General features: G+C 73.4%; 12 protein-coding genes and 2 pseudogenes. 7 read left to right on the top strand and 7 right to left on the bottom strand.

Annotated elements, in window-relative coordinates; translation table 11 throughout:
- From efeB to HCN56_RS16615, 5 genes are all read left to right on the top strand, one after another.
- Window positions 1-1203: iron uptake transporter deferrochelatase/peroxidase subunit (gene efeB / locus HCN56_RS16595; protein WP_167971923.1), on the top strand; the 1203-nt coding region annotated here is incomplete at its 5' end.
- A gap of 89 nt (window positions 1204-1292) precedes the next feature.
- Window positions 1293-2240: a prephenate dehydratase gene (gene pheA, locus HCN56_RS16600; RefSeq protein ID WP_167971925.1), complete on the top strand. Its 948-nt coding sequence runs from the start codon at window positions 1293-1295 to the stop codon at window positions 2238-2240.
- A gap of 533 nt (window positions 2241-2773) precedes the next feature.
- The gene (serS, locus tag HCN56_RS16605; RefSeq protein WP_167971927.1) at window positions 2774-4075 is read left to right on the top strand and encodes a serine--tRNA ligase; all 1302 of its coding nucleotides are present in this window, start codon (window positions 2774-2776) and stop codon (window positions 4073-4075) included.
- Window positions 4072-4902 carry an HAD family hydrolase gene (locus HCN56_RS16610; protein ID WP_167971929.1) on the top strand — a complete coding sequence of 277 codons (831 nt, stop codon included), beginning with the start codon at window positions 4072-4074 and terminating at the stop codon, window positions 4900-4902. The genes serS and HCN56_RS16610 overlap by 4 nt, the downstream gene beginning before the upstream one ends.
- Before the next feature lie 132 nt (window positions 4903-5034).
- Entirely contained in the window at window positions 5035-5562 is a 528-nt protein-coding gene (locus tag HCN56_RS16615; RefSeq protein ID WP_167971931.1) for a hypothetical protein, read from the top strand.
- Window positions 5563-5857: 295 nt separating this feature from the next.
- On the opposite strand, the gene HCN56_RS16620 is transcribed toward HCN56_RS16615, so the two are convergent.
- Both HCN56_RS16620 and HCN56_RS16625 read right to left on the bottom strand, forming a co-directional pair.
- A complete protein-coding gene (locus HCN56_RS16620; protein WP_167971933.1) occupies window positions 5858-6193 on the bottom strand; it encodes a putative quinol monooxygenase in 336 nt (111 codons plus the stop codon).
- A gap of 263 nt (window positions 6194-6456) precedes the next feature.
- Window positions 6457-8304 carry a right-handed parallel beta-helix repeat-containing protein gene (locus HCN56_RS16625; RefSeq protein ID WP_167971935.1) on the bottom strand — a complete coding sequence of 616 codons (1848 nt, stop codon included), beginning with the start codon at window positions 8302-8304 and terminating at the stop codon, window positions 6457-6459.
- Between the two features lie 456 nt (window positions 8305-8760).
- Here HCN56_RS16625 and HCN56_RS27525 point away from each other — a divergent pair.
- Window positions 8761-8883: pseudogene (locus HCN56_RS27525) on the top strand (oxidoreductase); the annotation flags it as partial.
- 104 nt (window positions 8884-8987) lie between these two features.
- On the opposite strand, the gene HCN56_RS16635 reads toward HCN56_RS27525, so the two are convergent.
- From HCN56_RS16635 to HCN56_RS16655, 5 genes are all read right to left on the bottom strand, one after another.
- On the bottom strand, window positions 8988-10760 hold the full coding sequence (locus tag HCN56_RS16635) for a coiled-coil domain-containing protein (protein WP_167971936.1): 1773 nt from the start codon (window positions 10758-10760) through the stop codon (window positions 8988-8990).
- Between the two features lie 234 nt (window positions 10761-10994).
- Entirely contained in the window at window positions 10995-11717 is a 723-nt protein-coding gene (locus tag HCN56_RS16640; RefSeq protein ID WP_167971942.1) for an ABC transporter permease, read from the bottom strand.
- A 24-nt stretch (window positions 11718-11741) separates the two neighbouring features.
- Window positions 11742-12659, bottom strand: a complete 918-nt coding sequence (locus HCN56_RS16645) for an ABC transporter ATP-binding protein (RefSeq protein WP_167971938.1) — start codon at window positions 12657-12659, stop codon at window positions 11742-11744.
- A gap of 2 nt (window positions 12660-12661) precedes the next feature.
- Window positions 12662-13525, bottom strand: coding sequence for an ABC transporter permease subunit (locus HCN56_RS16650; RefSeq protein ID WP_312871267.1), 864 nt, complete (start codon window positions 13523-13525; stop codon window positions 12662-12664).
- A gap of 82 nt (window positions 13526-13607) precedes the next feature.
- Entirely contained in the window at window positions 13608-14627 is a 1020-nt protein-coding gene (locus HCN56_RS16655; RefSeq protein WP_167971944.1) for an ABC transporter ATP-binding protein, read from the bottom strand.
- 336 nt (window positions 14628-14963) lie between these two features.
- Between HCN56_RS16655 and HCN56_RS16660 the strand changes: the two are divergent.
- Window positions 14964-15219: pseudogene (locus HCN56_RS16660) on the top strand (hypothetical protein); the annotation flags it as partial.

A 15219-nucleotide genomic window follows, 5' to 3' on the forward strand; every position in this document is an offset into this window, starting at 1 on the left:
ACCGTGTACGGCACCCTGCACGTGCCCGAGCACCGTCCGGGGAAGCGGCTGCGGGCGGCACTGCTGCTGCCCGGCAGCGGACTCACCGACCGCGACGGCCACCAGCCGGGCATCACCACCCCCGCGCAGGCCCACGGCCACCTGCTCGGGTTCGACCTGGTCGCGGCGGCCCCCGCCGACGCCCGCCGCTCCGTCGCGGCGCTGCTGCGCCGGTGGACGGAGCTGTCGGCGGCGCTGATGGCGGGCGAGCCCGGGGACCGGGACACCGGCGTGGCGCTGGACGCCGGGCCCTCCTCGCTGACGGTCACCATCGGCTTCGGCCACTCCTTCTTCGACGCCACCGACCTGGTGGAGCGCCGCCCACGGGCGCTCCGCCCGCTGCCGAACTTCTCGGCGGACGAACTGGACGGTGAGCGGTCCGACGGCGACCTCTGGGTGGCGGTCGGGGCGGACGACGCCCTGGTCGCCTTCCACGCGCTGCGCGCCGTGCAGCGGGCGGCGGACGAGTCGGGCGCCGCGCGGCTGCGCTGGCAGCACAGCGGCTTCAACCGGGCGCGCGGCGCCACCGCCTCCCCGATGACGGCACGCAACCTCATGGGCCAGGTGGACGGCACCAACAACCCGCGCGAGGGCGACGAGGAGTTCGCCCGCCACGTCTTCGTCCCCGACCCGGACGGGCCGGGGGCGGAGCGGTCGACGGCCCGCGCCGAGGAGGCGTGGATGGCGGGCGGCTCCTACGTGGTGATGCGGCGCATCCGGATGCTGCTGGACCGGTGGGAGCAGGAGCCGCTGACGGAGCAGGAGGCGGTGATCGGCCGCCGGAAGGCGGACGGGGCCCCGCTCACCGGCGGCGGGGAGACCACGCCGGTCGACTTCGACGCGCGTACCGAGGAGGGCGCGCCGGTGATCGCCGCCAACGCGCACGTACGGGTCTCCGCGCCGGAGAGCAACGACGGGGCGACCATGCTGCGTCGGCCGTTCTCCTACCACGACGGCTTCCGCGACGACGGCGCACCCGACGCCGGGCTGCTGTTCCTGTGCTGGCAGGCCGATCCCTACCGGGCGTTCGTGCCGGTGCAGCGGAAGCTGGACCGCGGTGACGCGCTCTCGCCGTTCCTGCGGCACGAGGCCTCGGCGCTCTTCGCGGTGCCGCCGGGCGCGGCCAAGGGGGAGTACGTCGGTCAGCGGCTGCTGGAGGGGTGATCGGCGCCGGCCGCGGGGGGACGCGTCGGCCGCCGGGGGGGAGCGGGATCGTGGCGCTGCGGGCCGCCGCGCGGGACTACCGTTGGTCCATGACGTCGAGCCGCTACACCTACCTCGGGCCCGAGGGCACCTTCACCGAGGCCGCACTGCGCACGCTGCCCGAGGCCGCCACCCGGGAGCTGGTCCCGATGGTCTCCGTCCCGGCGGCGCTGGACGCCGTGCGGAACCGTGAGGCGGGCGGCGCACTGGTGCCGATCGAGAACTCGGTCGAGGGCGGTGTCACGGCGACCATCGACGAGCTGGCCTCGGGCCGTCCGCTGATGATCTACCGCGAGGTGCTGCTCCCCATCGCGTTCGCGCTGCTGGTGCGGCCGGGGACCGAGCTCTCCGAGGTCAAGACCGTCACCGGGCACCCAGTGGCGCAGCCGCAGGTCCGGCGCTGGCTGGAGCGGCATCTGCCGCAGGCCCAGTGGGAGTCGGCGGCCTCGAACGCGGACGGGGCGCGGCTGGTGCAGGAGGGCCGGTACGACGCCGCGTTCGCGGGGGAGTTCGCGGCTGCCACCTACGGTCTGCACCCGCTGGTCACCGACATCCACGACGCGGAGAACGCCGCGACCCGGTTCGTGCTGGTGGGGCGGCCGGCACGGCCGTCGTCACCGACCGGTTCCGACAAGAGCTCGGTGGTGCTGTGGCTGCGCGACGACCATCCGGGGGCGCTGCTGGAACTGCTCCAGGAGTTCGCGGCACGCGGCGTCAACCTGATGCGGATCGAGTCCCGCCCCACCGGGGGCGGGATCGGCCAGTACTGCTTCCAGGTGGACTGCGAGGGACACCTCTCGGACCGCAGGGTCGGGGAGGCGCTGATGGGGTTGCGGCGGCTCTGCGCCGGGGTGCGGTACCTGGGGTCGTACCCGCGTGCGGACGGTGGCCGGCCGCAGCTGCGCGTCGGGACGTCGGACGAGGCGTTCCTGGCGGCCAACGACTGGCTGAACCGCTGTTTCGACGGGCGGGGTGAGCTACCGGGCGAGGTGCCCTGACGGGAGGCGGGTGTGCGGTGCGGGCGGGGGTGGTGCCGGTGGCGCCGCCCCCGCTCTCGTCCGCGGTGTGCCGGTGCTGTGACGGCTGCGCGCACGGCTGTGCACGGCACGCAACGTCGCGGTTCGAGTTATCCACAGGCTGGGTGGATCGCCTGTGCATAAGTCGATACGCGAAACGGTCATTGTCGACATGCCGCCATGACCATCTCGAAGTCATTGAAGAGGGGTGCGGTCACTCCGAGTCGCCCACTCCTGTGACATGTCCCGATTCATGACGGTCAATTCAGCTGAAAAACGCCCATAGCTCGGGTTGCCCACCCGGCATCCGGGCCCTCCCGCCCGGCGGTCGTGGTAGGTGCCGTCGTCCACAGCCGGGGGTGGTGGGCTGTGGATAACTTTGGGAAAACGCTCCTGAGCTGTGGATTTCCGGGGTGGCGTCTCGTCCCGCACAACGGGCGAACCGCCCAAACAGTGCATCTCGCGGAGTGCTCGGCAGGTGGTGACGGCCGCCCGCCGCCCGGTAGCCTGGTGCCGTGATCGACCTTCGGCAGCTGAGAGACGACCCCGACCGTGTCCGCGCTTCGCAGCGCGCCCGTGGAGAGGACGTCGACCTCGTCGACGCCGTGCTCTCCGCCGACGAGCGGCGCCGGTCGTCCGGCAGTCGGTTCGACGAACTGCGCGCCGAGCAGAAGCAGCTCGGCAAGCTCATCCCGCGCGCCCAGGGCGACGAGAAGACCGAACTGCTCAAGAAGGCCGGGGAGCTGTCCGCCGCCGTCAAGGCGGCCGACGCTGCGCAGGGCGAGGCCGACGAGGAGGCCCAGCGCCTGCTGCTCCAGCTGAGCAACGTCGTCCACCCCGAGGTCCCGGTCGGCGGCGAGGAGGACTTCGCCGTCCTGGAGACCCACGGCACGGTCCGCGACTTCGCAGCCGAGGGCTTCGAGCCCAAGGACCACCTGGAGCTGGGCGAGCTGCTCGGCGCCATCGACGTGGAGCGCGGCGCCAAGGTCTCCGGTTCCCGCTTCTACTACCTCACCGGCGTCGGCGCGCTGCTCGAACTCGCCCTGGTCAACGCGGCGATCGCCCAGGCCACCGAGGCCGGCTTCGTCCCGATGCTCACCCCCGCGCTGGTCCGGCCGCGCGCCATGGAGGGCACGGGCTTCCTGGGCCAGGCGGCCGAGAACGTCTACCACCTGGAGCGCGACGACTACTACCTCGTCGGCACCTCCGAGGTCCCGCTCGCCGCGTACCACATGGACGAGATCGTCCCCAGCGAGAAGCTGCCGCTGCGGTACGCCGGGTTCTCCCCCTGCTTCCGTCGCGAGGCCGGCACCTACGGCAAGGACACCCGCGGCATCTTCCGCGTGCACCAGTTCGACAAGGTCGAGATGTTCTGCTTCGTCGAGCCCGAGGAGTCGGAGGCCGAGCACCGCCGCCTGCTGGAGTGGGAGAAGCAGTGGCTGACCGCGCTGGAGCTGCCGTTCCAGGTGATCGACGTCGCCTCCGGTGACCTCGGCTCCTCGGCCTCCCGCAAGTTCGACTGCGAGGCGTGGATTCCGACGCAGGGCAAGTACCGCGAGCTGACCTCGGCCTCCAACTGCGACTCCTTCCAGGCGCGCCGCCTGTCGGTCCGCACCCGCGAGGCCGGCGGCCGCACCCGCCCCGTCGCCACCCTCAACGGCACGCTCTGCGCCGTCCCCCGCACCATCGTGGCGCTGCTGGAGAACCACCAGCGCCCCGACGGTTCGGTGCACGTCCCGCAGCTGCTGCGTCCGTACCTCGGGGGGCGCGAGGTGCTGGAGCCGCTGGGCGCCGCGACCGCGTCCTCCGACTCGTGACCGGCTTCCCGTACCGGCTGGTCGCCACCGACCTCGACGGCACCCTGCTGCGCGGCGACGGCACCGTGTCGCCGCGCACCCGGGAGGCGCTGGCGGCCGCCTCCCGGGCGGGCGCCGCCCACATCGTCGTCACCGGCCGCAACGTCGGCTGGACCCGCCACGTCCTGGACGACCTCGGCTACGACGGGCTCGCAGTCTGCGGCCAGGGCGCGCAGGTCTACCACGCGGGCGAGCACCGGCTGCTGACCTCGGTGACCCTCGACCGCCGCGCCGCGCGCCACGCGGTCGACGCGCTGGAGGCGGAGCTCGGCCCGCTGTGGGTCGCGGCGACCCGCGACGGCGCCGACGGCATCGTGCTCTTCGACCCCGCCGGGTTCCCCGGCCTCGTCCCCGAACGGGTCGAGGGCGAGCCGCTGGCCGCCGTCCCCTACGAGGACCGGGCCGAGCTGTGGGCGGAGCCGCTGATGAAGCTCTACCTGCGCCACCCCGAGCTGGACGACGACGAGCTGACGGAGGCCGCCGCCCGGCTGGTCAACAACACCGTCGGCGTGGTCATGGCCGGGCCCGGCACCGTCGAACTCCTCCCGCTGGGGCTCAGCAAGGCCAGTGGGCTGTCGATCGCCGGCCGCCGCCTCGGCGTCCGGGGCGCCGAGACCATCGCCTTCGGCGACATGCCCAACGACATCCCGATGTTCCGCTGGGCGGCGTACGGCGTCGCCATGGCCGGCGCCCACCCAGCGGTGGTGGAGATCGCCGACGAGGTGACCGCCGGCAACGAGGAGGACGGCATTGCGCTGGTGCTGGAGAAGCTGCTGGCCACCGGCTGAGCGGCCCACCCCCGGGCCGCACGGCTGCGGGTGGGGCGGCTCCGGGCGGCGGTGCCGCGCAGCCGGGCGGGCCGGGCCGAGTGGTCGGCTCCGCGAGATGAGCCCGAGACGAGCCCGAGGCGAGGGGGCGGCGTGGCCGAGAACGCGACACGGCGGGAGCCGGTGGGCCGGGAGCCCGGACGCGGACCGCGCCCCGCGGGGCGCGCCGCGCTCTTCCTCCTGCTGCTGTGGCTCGCGCTGATCACCTTCGCGGCGCAGGCCGTCGTCGAGGGCCGCACCGTCGCCGACCAGGTCGGCTCCCACACCGACGGGGTGCGGCTCGCCGCGGTCGGTGTCTCCCTGGTGGTGCTGCCACTGGTGGCGTCAGGGCCGGCCTCGGCGCTGGTGCCGCGCGGGGCCGACGCCCGCCCGCGCGGTGTGGCGCACCGCTGCCGACTGCTCGCCGTCCATGTCGTGGTGACCCTGGTGGCCCTCGCGGTGCTCACCCTCCTGGTCGCCCTCGCCGTCGGCGGCGCGGCTCTCTCCGAGCTGCCCGCCGCGACGGCCGAGCTGCTGTTCGGGATGGAAGGCGCCGCCGCGCTGGCGCTGCTGGCCGCACACGCGCTGCTCTCCCCGGCGGTGTGGCAGCCGCTGCGGTTCGCCCGCGACGCACGCACCTGACGTGCCGCCGGCGCGGTACACCGCGCGCCTGTGCGGGTCCGCGGCCCGTGCCGTGCCCGGGTTCACCGACCGCTCGTGTCCGCGGCCGGCTCGGGCCGTTCTCACGCGCCACCGTGTGCGGCGGTGCCACGGCCGCGGTACCGGTGGCGCTCTTCGAGAAGAAGCGCGGCCACCCCAGGCGCCGTCGGGGCTGTCCCCGGCGTGCCGCGGGTGGCGGCCGCCCGGGTGGACGGGCCGGCCCGCTCGCGGCGGGCCCCGGTGGGTCGGGCGGCGGGTGGCCGCCCGACCCCGCCGTTCAGCCGTCCTCGCGGGGGGAGACCTCGCCCATCTCGCCCCAGCCGTCCATGCCGGGGATCTCGGTGGAGACGATGCTCGGGCGGGTGGCGACCGCGCCGGACATGGTCTCGGTGCCGGCCTTGAAGTGGTCGGCCTCGACGTGGGCCTTGCCGGCCTCCCCGTCGCGGAAGCCCTCGACCAGGTAGAAGACGGTCGGGTCGTCCACACTGCGGGACCACTCGAAGAACAGGTTGCCCGGCTCGGCGCGCGTGGCCTTGGTGAAGTCGTCCACCAGGTCCAGCCAGCCCTCGGCGTGCTCGGGGCGGACGGTGAACTTGACGGTGATGAAGATCAAGGGGAGTCCTCGGGGTCGGGTCGGGTGGGGCGCGCCGCACGGACCCGGGGCGGGACCGCAGCGGCGCCGGGGGGGGGGGCCGCCCCCACCGGGCGGTTCCTGCCCGGCTCGGGGCAGGTCGCACGGTCGGGGAGCGTCCCGCTCCCGCTACCGGAGCCTAGGCTCCGCACCCCACCGCCGCGCCGCCGACACCCGGGCGCACCGCGCGGCTGGGCCCGCCGCCCCGGTGGTGCCGGGACGGCGGGCCCGTGGAGCGGGGTGGGTCAGGGCAGGACCTGCCGGCCGCCGAAGGTCACGCGGAGGCTGCCGTCCGCGTTGAAGGACCAGGCCAGCGCACCGGTGTAGTTGGCGCACTTCGCGCCGTTGGAGCCCGACCAGAACTGGTTGGAGCTGTCGACGTTGCCGATCGTCCGGTCGTTCGAGCCCCGGGCGTTGTGGCAGGAGACGTTGTCGCGGAAGACGGAGGTGCCGCCGTCGAACTGGAAGTTGCGCTGCGTGGAGTCGATGCTCACGTTGCCCCGCACCGACATGGTGCCGAGGTTGCGGTTGTAGGTGAAGCCGTGCTTGCCGTTGTCGTAGGCGATGTTGCGGTGGATGGTGTGGTTCACCGAGATGTCCTCGCCGCCCAGCTTGAAGCCGTTGCGGTCACCGCTCGGGTTCTGGGTGCCGTTGCTCAGCGTCCCGTTGTGGTATGCCAGCGAGTTCTCGATGGTCACCGCGCCGATCGGTCCGGTGTCCCGCTTGGTGTAGAGGTCCCAGCCGTCGTCGATGTTGTTGTGCGCGACGGTGTGGCGGAAGACGTTGCCCGGGCCGGAGGTCAGCTTCGCCGCGAAGCCGTCGGCGTCCTCGCCGTCGGTGTCGGCGTTGTCGTGCGACACGGAGCTGAGGATCAGGTTGTGCGAGGGCCACTGGTTGTTCGGCGTGTTCGACGCGATCCGCGAGATCTGCAGACCGGTGTCGTGGTTGAAGCGGGTGACCGCCCGCTCCACGATGTTGTGGTTGCCGCCGATGAAGATGCCGTTGTCGCCGGCGTGCTCGACGGTGAGGCCGTAGAGGTGCCAGTAGTTGCCGTTGACGGAGAGACCGCGGTTGGCGGGGTCCTCGGCCATGGCGGAGAAGTTCAGCACCGGCGTCTCGCCCGGGAGGGCGGTCAGCTTGGTCCGGGCCGAGGCGGTGCCGTTGTTGCCCGGCTGGATCACGATCGGCTGCGCGTAGTTGTAGCGCCCGCCGCGCAGGTAGATCGTGCCGCCGGAGGCGACGCGGTTGATCGCGGAGGGAACGGTGGTCGGGTCGGCCTGCGTGCCCGCCGCGTTGTCACGGCCGTTGGGCGCCGCGTAGAGCACCGGCCCGGTCGCCGGCGGCGGCGTGCCCGGGTTGGTGGGGTCCGGGTTGGTCGGGTCCGGGTTGGTGGGATCGGGGTTGGTCGGGTCGGGGTTGGTCGGGTCCGGGTTGGTCGGGTCGGGGTTGCCCGGGCTGCTGTCGTTGACCACCACGTCGTCGAAGGAGGCGGCGGCGTAGCCGGTGACCAGGCCGATCCGCCCCGCGCTCCAGGCGCTGTTGCTGACGGAGGCGATCGTCTGGCCGTTGACGGTGGCGCTCACCGTGGAGCCCTCGGTCGAGAGGGCGAGCGTGTGCCAGGTGCCGGCGGTACGCGAAAGGTTGCGGCTGCCCAGGACGCTGATCTGGCCGCCGTTGACGGACTGCAGCTCGGCGCGGTCCGCGAAGAGGGCGACCCGGTACATCCGGGTGGCGCTGCTCGCACGGGACCCCAGCCCGGCGAAGGAGGTCGCCCCCGCGAAGCTGTCCGGCTTGACCCGCGCCTGCACGGTGTAGTTCCGCCAGGAGGTGTCGCCCGCCAGCTGCCGGGCCAGCTCACTGTCGGACTTGGATTGCTTGAAGACCTGGGAGCCGCTGTCGGGGGCGACGAACCAGTCGCCCCCGGACTTGGCCCAACCGCTGGGCGCGCCGTTCTCGAAGTTCTCCGACAACACGGTCGCCGCGCTGGCGGGCCCGGCCGCGCCGAGCAGCCAGACCGCCATGGTGCCGGCGAGGGAAACGGCGACGGTCGCGTACCAACGGCGCTGCCGACGACGGGAATGTATGCGTGACATGGCTACCTCTCTCCGAGGGAAAGGCGTGCTGATCAAGGCATGGAGCAGATGCGGATCTCCAGAACGGAGCCGCTGACGAGGTTGTGCAACCCCTTGCAGTTACATGGTCGTAACAGAGTTGCCTCACGGTTAGGGCCTGTCAATACAAGCGACACCACTTGGTAGTAAGCGCTCTCGCGACCCCGGACGGCGCGCTTCCGGAACTGCAACCGGTTGTGTGTTTAGCCCGCAGATCCCGTCCCCGACGATGCGGTGGTTTCAGCAACTCACGGCCGTCATATGCCAGTTGAGCTGCCGAGAACTTTCTTCGAGGCGTACGCCCCCGGCTGCGGGGTGGCGCCGTTCCGGTTCCGTGCCGCAGCCGCGCGGCACCCTTCGGCCGCCGGCCGCTGCTGCCGTTGGCGGCCCCCTGCGCACCGCCCGTCGACGCCCGGCGGCCGGCGGAGGACCACCGACCGCCCGCAGCCGCTGCTGTGGCGGCTGATCGAGCCCGAGGAGATCGCCCGCACGGTCGTGCGCCCCGCGTCGGGGTTCGCCTCCGCCGCGACCGGCGGGGCGCCGCGGGTGGCCGGCGGGTAGGCCGACTCCGTGCTGCCCACGACCGGCGTAGCCCCCTCCCGGCCCCGCGGCCCTCCCTCCGTCCGGCCGCGCCGTCCGTCCGGTCCGGGGGAGGGCCGGCACGGTCAGCTGCGGGTGTTGGTGAGGTGGGGGCCGATGTACCCCACGATCACCGACCTGGTCCGCCCCTTGCCGCGGGTGTCGTCGAGGTAGTAGATCCGCGGAGAGCTGCTGCCCTTGGAACCCAGCTTGAGGTGGGCCTCCATCACCGCGCGGCCGCTGGGGTCGATCGCCGACGGGACCTCGAAGACCCGCTGCGCACCCCACTTCGCCATGGTGGTCGGCGATTCGTTGGTTGCCAGCTGGTTCCGGGGCCAGGTGACGGAGCCGGCCCGGCCCTCCTGGCAGTGCTGGGAGAACCCGCCGCGGAACCCGCCCCGGACACCGTCGGCGTAGGAGTCCAGGGCGCCCAGCGCCTGCCACGCCTTCCGCGCCCAGCGGCGCGCGCCGTCGCACTCGTCGAGCCGCAGCGCCGGGCCGGGGTCGGCGGTGACCGTCAGACTGGGGAAGGCGGCCGCGCAGCGTTGCAGCAGCTCCTCGAAGGTGCTCGGCACGTCCTGCCGCTCCGGTGGGCGGCTGCTCGCCGGCCGCTGCCGGGCCCCGGGGACCCCGGCCCGCCCGCGTTCTCGCAACCGCTGGCGCAGGTCACGGAGTTGGACTCGGGCGCTGTCCAACTCCTGGAGCATGCGCAGCGCGTCCTCGAAGTCCTCGTCGTAGAGCTGTTGGAGGGCGCGCAGCTCGGCCTCCCGGGCATCGGCGCTGCGGTTGGCCAGGTCGGTCTCGGTCCGGCTCTCCCGCAGGTCGGCGTCGGCGAGTGCCAGCAGCTGCTTCAGCTCCGCGTTCTCCCGTCGCAGCGCGTCGAGCGCGTGGGAGCCGCCGGCGGTGAGGGCCGCCCGGCGCTGCTCGTCGCGGCGGCGGGTCTCCTCGGTGAAGCGGACCGCCCGCAGCGGCTCGGGGACCGGCGCGCGGCTGGCGATGCGCTGCACCGTGGGGGCGATGGTGAGCCAGGCGCGGTCGCCGGCGCCGGTCAGCCGGGTGACGGTGAGGTAACGGTGCCGGGCGCCGTCGGCCGGCCAGCCGGGGTCGGCGTCGGTGCGGAAGGTGCGGACCGCGCCGGGTGCGACGCGGTGGTGCTCCCCCACGGCGGCGCGGAACGCGTCGACGGCCGCGGTGTCCCGGAGCAGGTGCACCGAGGCGGCGCCGGCGCACCGGTCGACCACCGCGGCCAGCCGCTCCCACCACAGGGGCTCGGGCTGCAGCGGTGCGGCGGCCACGATGGCGGGCAGTCGGCGCCCGGGGTCGCAGAGGATGTCGATCAGCTCGTCGACCTCCTCCGGTCCGATCGGCCGGGCGTCGAGGGTCAGCGGCGCCAGTCCGTCCAACGGGCGGAGTTCGCGGACGAGTTCGCGTACCAGGGGTGGCCGTTGCGGGGGTGGTGGTGCGCCGTGGTCGGCGGCCGGCTCCCGTGCGGTCCCCTCCCGCGTGGAGCCCTCCGGTGCGGTCCCCTCGCGTGCGAACCCCTCCAGCGTGACCGCGACGAGGGCGCCGCCCTCGGGGGCGGTGACGCAGGTGACGGTGGTCCGCCAGGTGGCGTCGGTGCCGTCCTCGCGCAGTTGGAGGCGGACCGCGTGTTCGCTGCCGTCGGGGCGGTACGCGGCCTGGTTGGTGAGCACCGCCGCCTCGCCGAGGCGGTGGTGGCCGGAGTGGGTGGGCGCCCGCCCGAACCTCTCCGTGAGCCAGCCGGCGCCGACCCGTCGCACGGTGTCGATCGGCGCGTGGGCGTCGGGGACCGCGAGCACGGTCCGGTGGGCCAGGGGGCTGCTGCCGGTGTGGGTCACGCGTGGTACCTCCCGCCGCCGCGGGCCCCGGGCGGGCAGGCGGCTCGACGGTTCCAGCGGTAGCACGGTCCGGGGCGCTCCAGGCGGAAAGCGACAAAGAGCCCACGGGCGGCCCCATCGGGTGGTATACCCGGTCGGGCCGCCCGTGGGCGGGTGGTGCTCCGGCGCCACTGCGGGACGCGGGTGGCGGGGGTGCCGGCCCTCGGCCGGTACCCGGTGCCCGGTGCCGCCGGGTCAGTGCTCCCCAGCGAAGGTGAACGAGGCCAGGCGGCGGCCGGCGTACCAGACGCCGCCGACGGTGGCGAGGACCAGCAGGATCACACCGGCGGGCAGCGAGACCGTGGAGCTGACGTTGGCGCCCGTCGCCGCGATCTGCTCGGCGAGGGTGAGCGACCACTGCTGCACCGACAGGTTGCCGACGCCCGGCATCAGCCGGCCGAACAGCGCCTCCCAGATCAGCGCGTAGATGAGGCCGATCACCACGGCGTTCCGCGAGACGACGCCCAGCAGCAGGAAGATGGCGCTGTAGGCGATCACCGCGGCGGCGGTCGCCGCCGTGTAGGCGAAGGCGATGTACTGGCTGTTGCCGTTGAGGATCAGCCCGGCGACGTAGACCGGGACCACGGTGAACATGCCGGTCACCGCGACGGCGACGATGAACTTGGTGGTGATGATGGTCTGGCGGCTCACCGGCTTCGACAGCAGGTACACCACCGAGCCGTCGTCGATCTCCGGGGCGATCGAGCCGGTGCCGGCGATGACGCAGACCAGCGGCACGACCGCGGCGAGGGCGAACCCGCCGAGGACGGAGACCGTGGCGCGGTCGTCGGCGCCGCTGAGCATCCGCACCGCGACGGCGATGACGAGCAGCAGCGCGGGCAGCACGCCCATGATCAGGGCCCGTTTGCGGCCCAGCAGCGCGCGGAACGTCAGCCGGGCGACCGTGGGGTGGTAGATGGCGGTCATGGTTGCACGGTCTCCTTACGCACTGACCAGGTAGGAGAAGACGCTTTCCAGCGACTCGTCGGAGGGTGAGACCGTCAGCAGGCGGATGCCGCGTTCCCGCGCCAGCAGCGGGAGGCGTTCGGCGAAGCGGTGGAAGTCGACCGCCTCCACCTTCAACGCCTGCTCCACCGGGTCGAGTTCGAGGCCCTGGGTGCAGGGGTCGGCGATCAGCGCCGCAGCCAGCGCACGGTCGTCGCTGGAGCGGATCAGGTACTGGTGGGGCCGGTTGGTCATCAACCGCCGGATGCGGCGGAAGTCACCGGAGGCGGCGTGCCGCCCCGCCACGATCACCTCGATGTGTGTGGCGAGCTGCTCGACCTCCTCCAGGATGTGCGAGGAGAACAGGACGGTGCGCCCCTCCTCGCCCATGCGCCGCAGCAGCTCCATGAGGTGCATCCGCTGGCGCGGGTCCATGCCGTTGAACGGCTCGTCCAGCAGCAGCACCGCCGGGTCGTGCACCAGCGCGGACGCCATCTTGACCCGCTGCCGCATGCCCTTGCTGTAGGTGCCGACCGGACGGTCCGCGGCGGCGGTCATCTCGACCGTCTCCAGGGCGCGTTCGGTGGCGGCACCCGGGTCCGGCAGCCCCTGGAGCTCGGCGTTGGCGCGCACGAACTCGCGGCCGTCGAGGAACTCGTAGGTGGACTCGGTCTCCGGGACCAGCCCGATGCGGCGGTAGGCGCCGGAGTTGCGCCAGATGACCTCGCCGTCGAGGGTGACCGAACCGTCGGAGGGCGGCAGGAAGCCGCTCATCATGTGGATCAGCGTCGACTTGCCGGCGCCGTTGGGCCCCAGCAGGCCGGTGATCCCCGGCGTGATGTCGATCGACACGTCGTTGACGGCGACGACGTTCCCGAACCAGCGGGACGCCTTCTCGATGCGTACCACGGCCATGATCAGATCCCCTCCTTCCGGTAGCGGCGGAGCAGCAGGAACGCGCAGAGCGCGGTGAGGCCGACGGTGACCAGCAGGTACGCCAGCCCCATGCCGCCCGCGGACGGGTCCGCCCCCGGCGGGAAGTCGGTGGCGCCACCCAGGTAGGCGCCCTGGATGCCGTCCATGAGGGTGCCGGGCGAGAGCAGGCCGACCCAGCCCGCCGCCGTGTCGTTGCCGAGGTCGTGGAGAATCCACTGCAGCGAGGTGGCGGCGAAGAACGGCACCGTCAGCACCGCGATGACCGCGGCGACGCCGAAGCCCCGGCGCGGGGTCAGGGAGGCGACGAGCAGCGCGATCGCCGCGTGGAGCAGCGCGAAGACGACGGCGCCGGCGATCCCCTGGAGGAAGCCCACGGTCTGGTCGCCGGCGTCCAACTCGGCCAGCAGCGCCCCGACGTAGAGCACCAGCAGCGGCAGCGCGGTGAAGAGGAAGATCGCGATGCTCAGCGCCGTCAGCTTGGACGCGACGTAGTCGGCCCGCTCCAGCGGCCGGGAGAAGTAGAGCGGGATGGTGCGGTACCGCAGGTCCAGCGAGACCATCTGCGGGGCGGCCAACGCGATGTACAGACCGAGGACCGGCTGGAGCATCACCGCGTACCGGGTGTACTCCAGCGGCAGTTCGTCGGTGTTGGTCACCAGCGAGACGGCGACCATGATCACGGCGGGAAAGACCATGATCGCGAGCAGCAGCATCGGCAGGATCTTCGACTTCGCCGAGCGGCCGATGCCGAAGGCGCCGCGCACCGACTGCTCCACCAGTGCGCGCCGGGCGTGCGAGCGTCCCAGCCGGGGGCCGTCGTAGCCGCGGTAGCCGATGTTGTGGATGCGGGCGTCGCCGCGGGCGGTGGCGTTCCCGGCGGCGTGCCCGGCGGGGGTCCCGCCGGTGGTGGCCGGGTCGGCGGCGTGGTCATTCGGCACGGCGGTCCGCTCCTTCCTGTGCGGCCGGGGCGGGGGCGGCCGGGGCCGGGGTCGCGGGGTGGGACGGGTCGGCGGTCGCGCCGTCCGCCCGGGTGGAGAACACCTCGGCGATACGGCGGCGGCGCTGCTCCATCCGGACCAGGCCGAGGCCCAGGTCGGTGATGGTGTCGCGCACCGTGTCGTAACCGCGGTCGCCGGCCTCGCCGGGCGGGATGTCGACCATGACCAGCTGACCGCCCTCGCGGCGCACGGTGACGCCGGCGGTGACCAGCGCGTCGTGGAGCGCGGTGGCGCCGCTGGGGTGCGTGTCGCTGTCGGTGACCTCGACCGCCAGGGTGGTGGTGGAGGAGGTGAACCCGCCGATCGGCTCCGAGCGCAGCAGCCGGCCGCCGTCGATGACGACGACGTGGTCGGAGACCCGCTCCAACTCGCCCAGCAGGTGGGAGGTGGTGAGGACGGAGATGCCGAAGTCCGTGTGGACGCGGCGGATCAGCGCCAGCATCTCGTCCCGCCCGGCCGGGTCGAGCCCGTTGGTCGGCTCGTCCAGCAGCACCAGCCGCGGGTCGTGCACCAGCGCCTGCGCCAGCTTCACCCGCTGCTTCATGCCGGTCGAGTAGCCGCCCATCGGGCGGTAGCGCTCCTCGTACAGGCCGACATGGCGCAGCGTGTCCGCCGTACGCTCCCGTGCGGCGGCGCGCGGCAGCCCCGACATGCGGGCCATGTGGACGACGAACTCGGTGGCGGGCACGTCGGGCGGCAGGCAGTCGTGCTCCGGCATGTAGCCGACCTGTTCGCGGATGGCCGCGCCCTCGGTCGCCGAGTCCTTGCCGAGTACGCGCGAGGTGCCTTCGCTGGCCGGTGCGAGGCCGAGCAGGAGTTTGATGAGGGTCGACTTACCGGCTCCGTTGGCGCCGACCAGACCGGTGACACCCGGTCCGATCGACACGGTGAGCCGGTCCAGCGCGGTAACCCCTGGGTACCGCTTGCTGAGCCCCTCCGTCACGATCACAGTCACCCGGATGACGCTACCGGCCCGCCGCGCGCCGGGCGTCCGCCGAAGGTCTCGTCACCACCGGCCCGCCGTCGTCCCCTGGTCGGACGTCCCGTAGGGGGCGGGCCGGGCCGGGTGAGGGTCGGCCGACCAGGTCGGTCGACCGGTTCGCCCCACCGGTCGCCTCCGCCCCGCGCGCCGCTCCGGGCACGGGGATTCCGCCCGTGCCTCACCCCCACATCCGCCTCGCGCCGGACGTTAGCTGTGCGGTGCAACGGGGCAGGCGCACGCCCGGACGCGGCCGATACCGCGCGAAACGAACGCAGCGGACGGGGCCGGGAGGTGAGTGGGCGCATGCGGAGGAACCGGACCGCCCGTGCATCCGCCGCCCCGTCCCCGAACCCGGACGGCGCCCCGGCGCCACCGGCCACCCCCGGGCCGAGCAGCCGGCCGGCCGGGCCGCGGCGCACCCGCCGACTCGTCGTGGCCACCGCGTTCCTCGGCGGCCTGCTCGCGGCCGTCTTCCTCTACTCCGGGTCGATGTCCACCTCGGGGATCGTCGCCGCGCAGGAGGACCGCTGGTTCGTCGTCCTGCTGCCGGTGTCGTTCC

The organism is Streptomyces lonarensis, assembly GCF_012033735.1.
GTDB classification, from domain to species: domain Bacteria; phylum Actinomycetota; class Actinomycetes; order Streptomycetales; family Streptomycetaceae; genus Streptomyces; species Streptomyces lonarensis.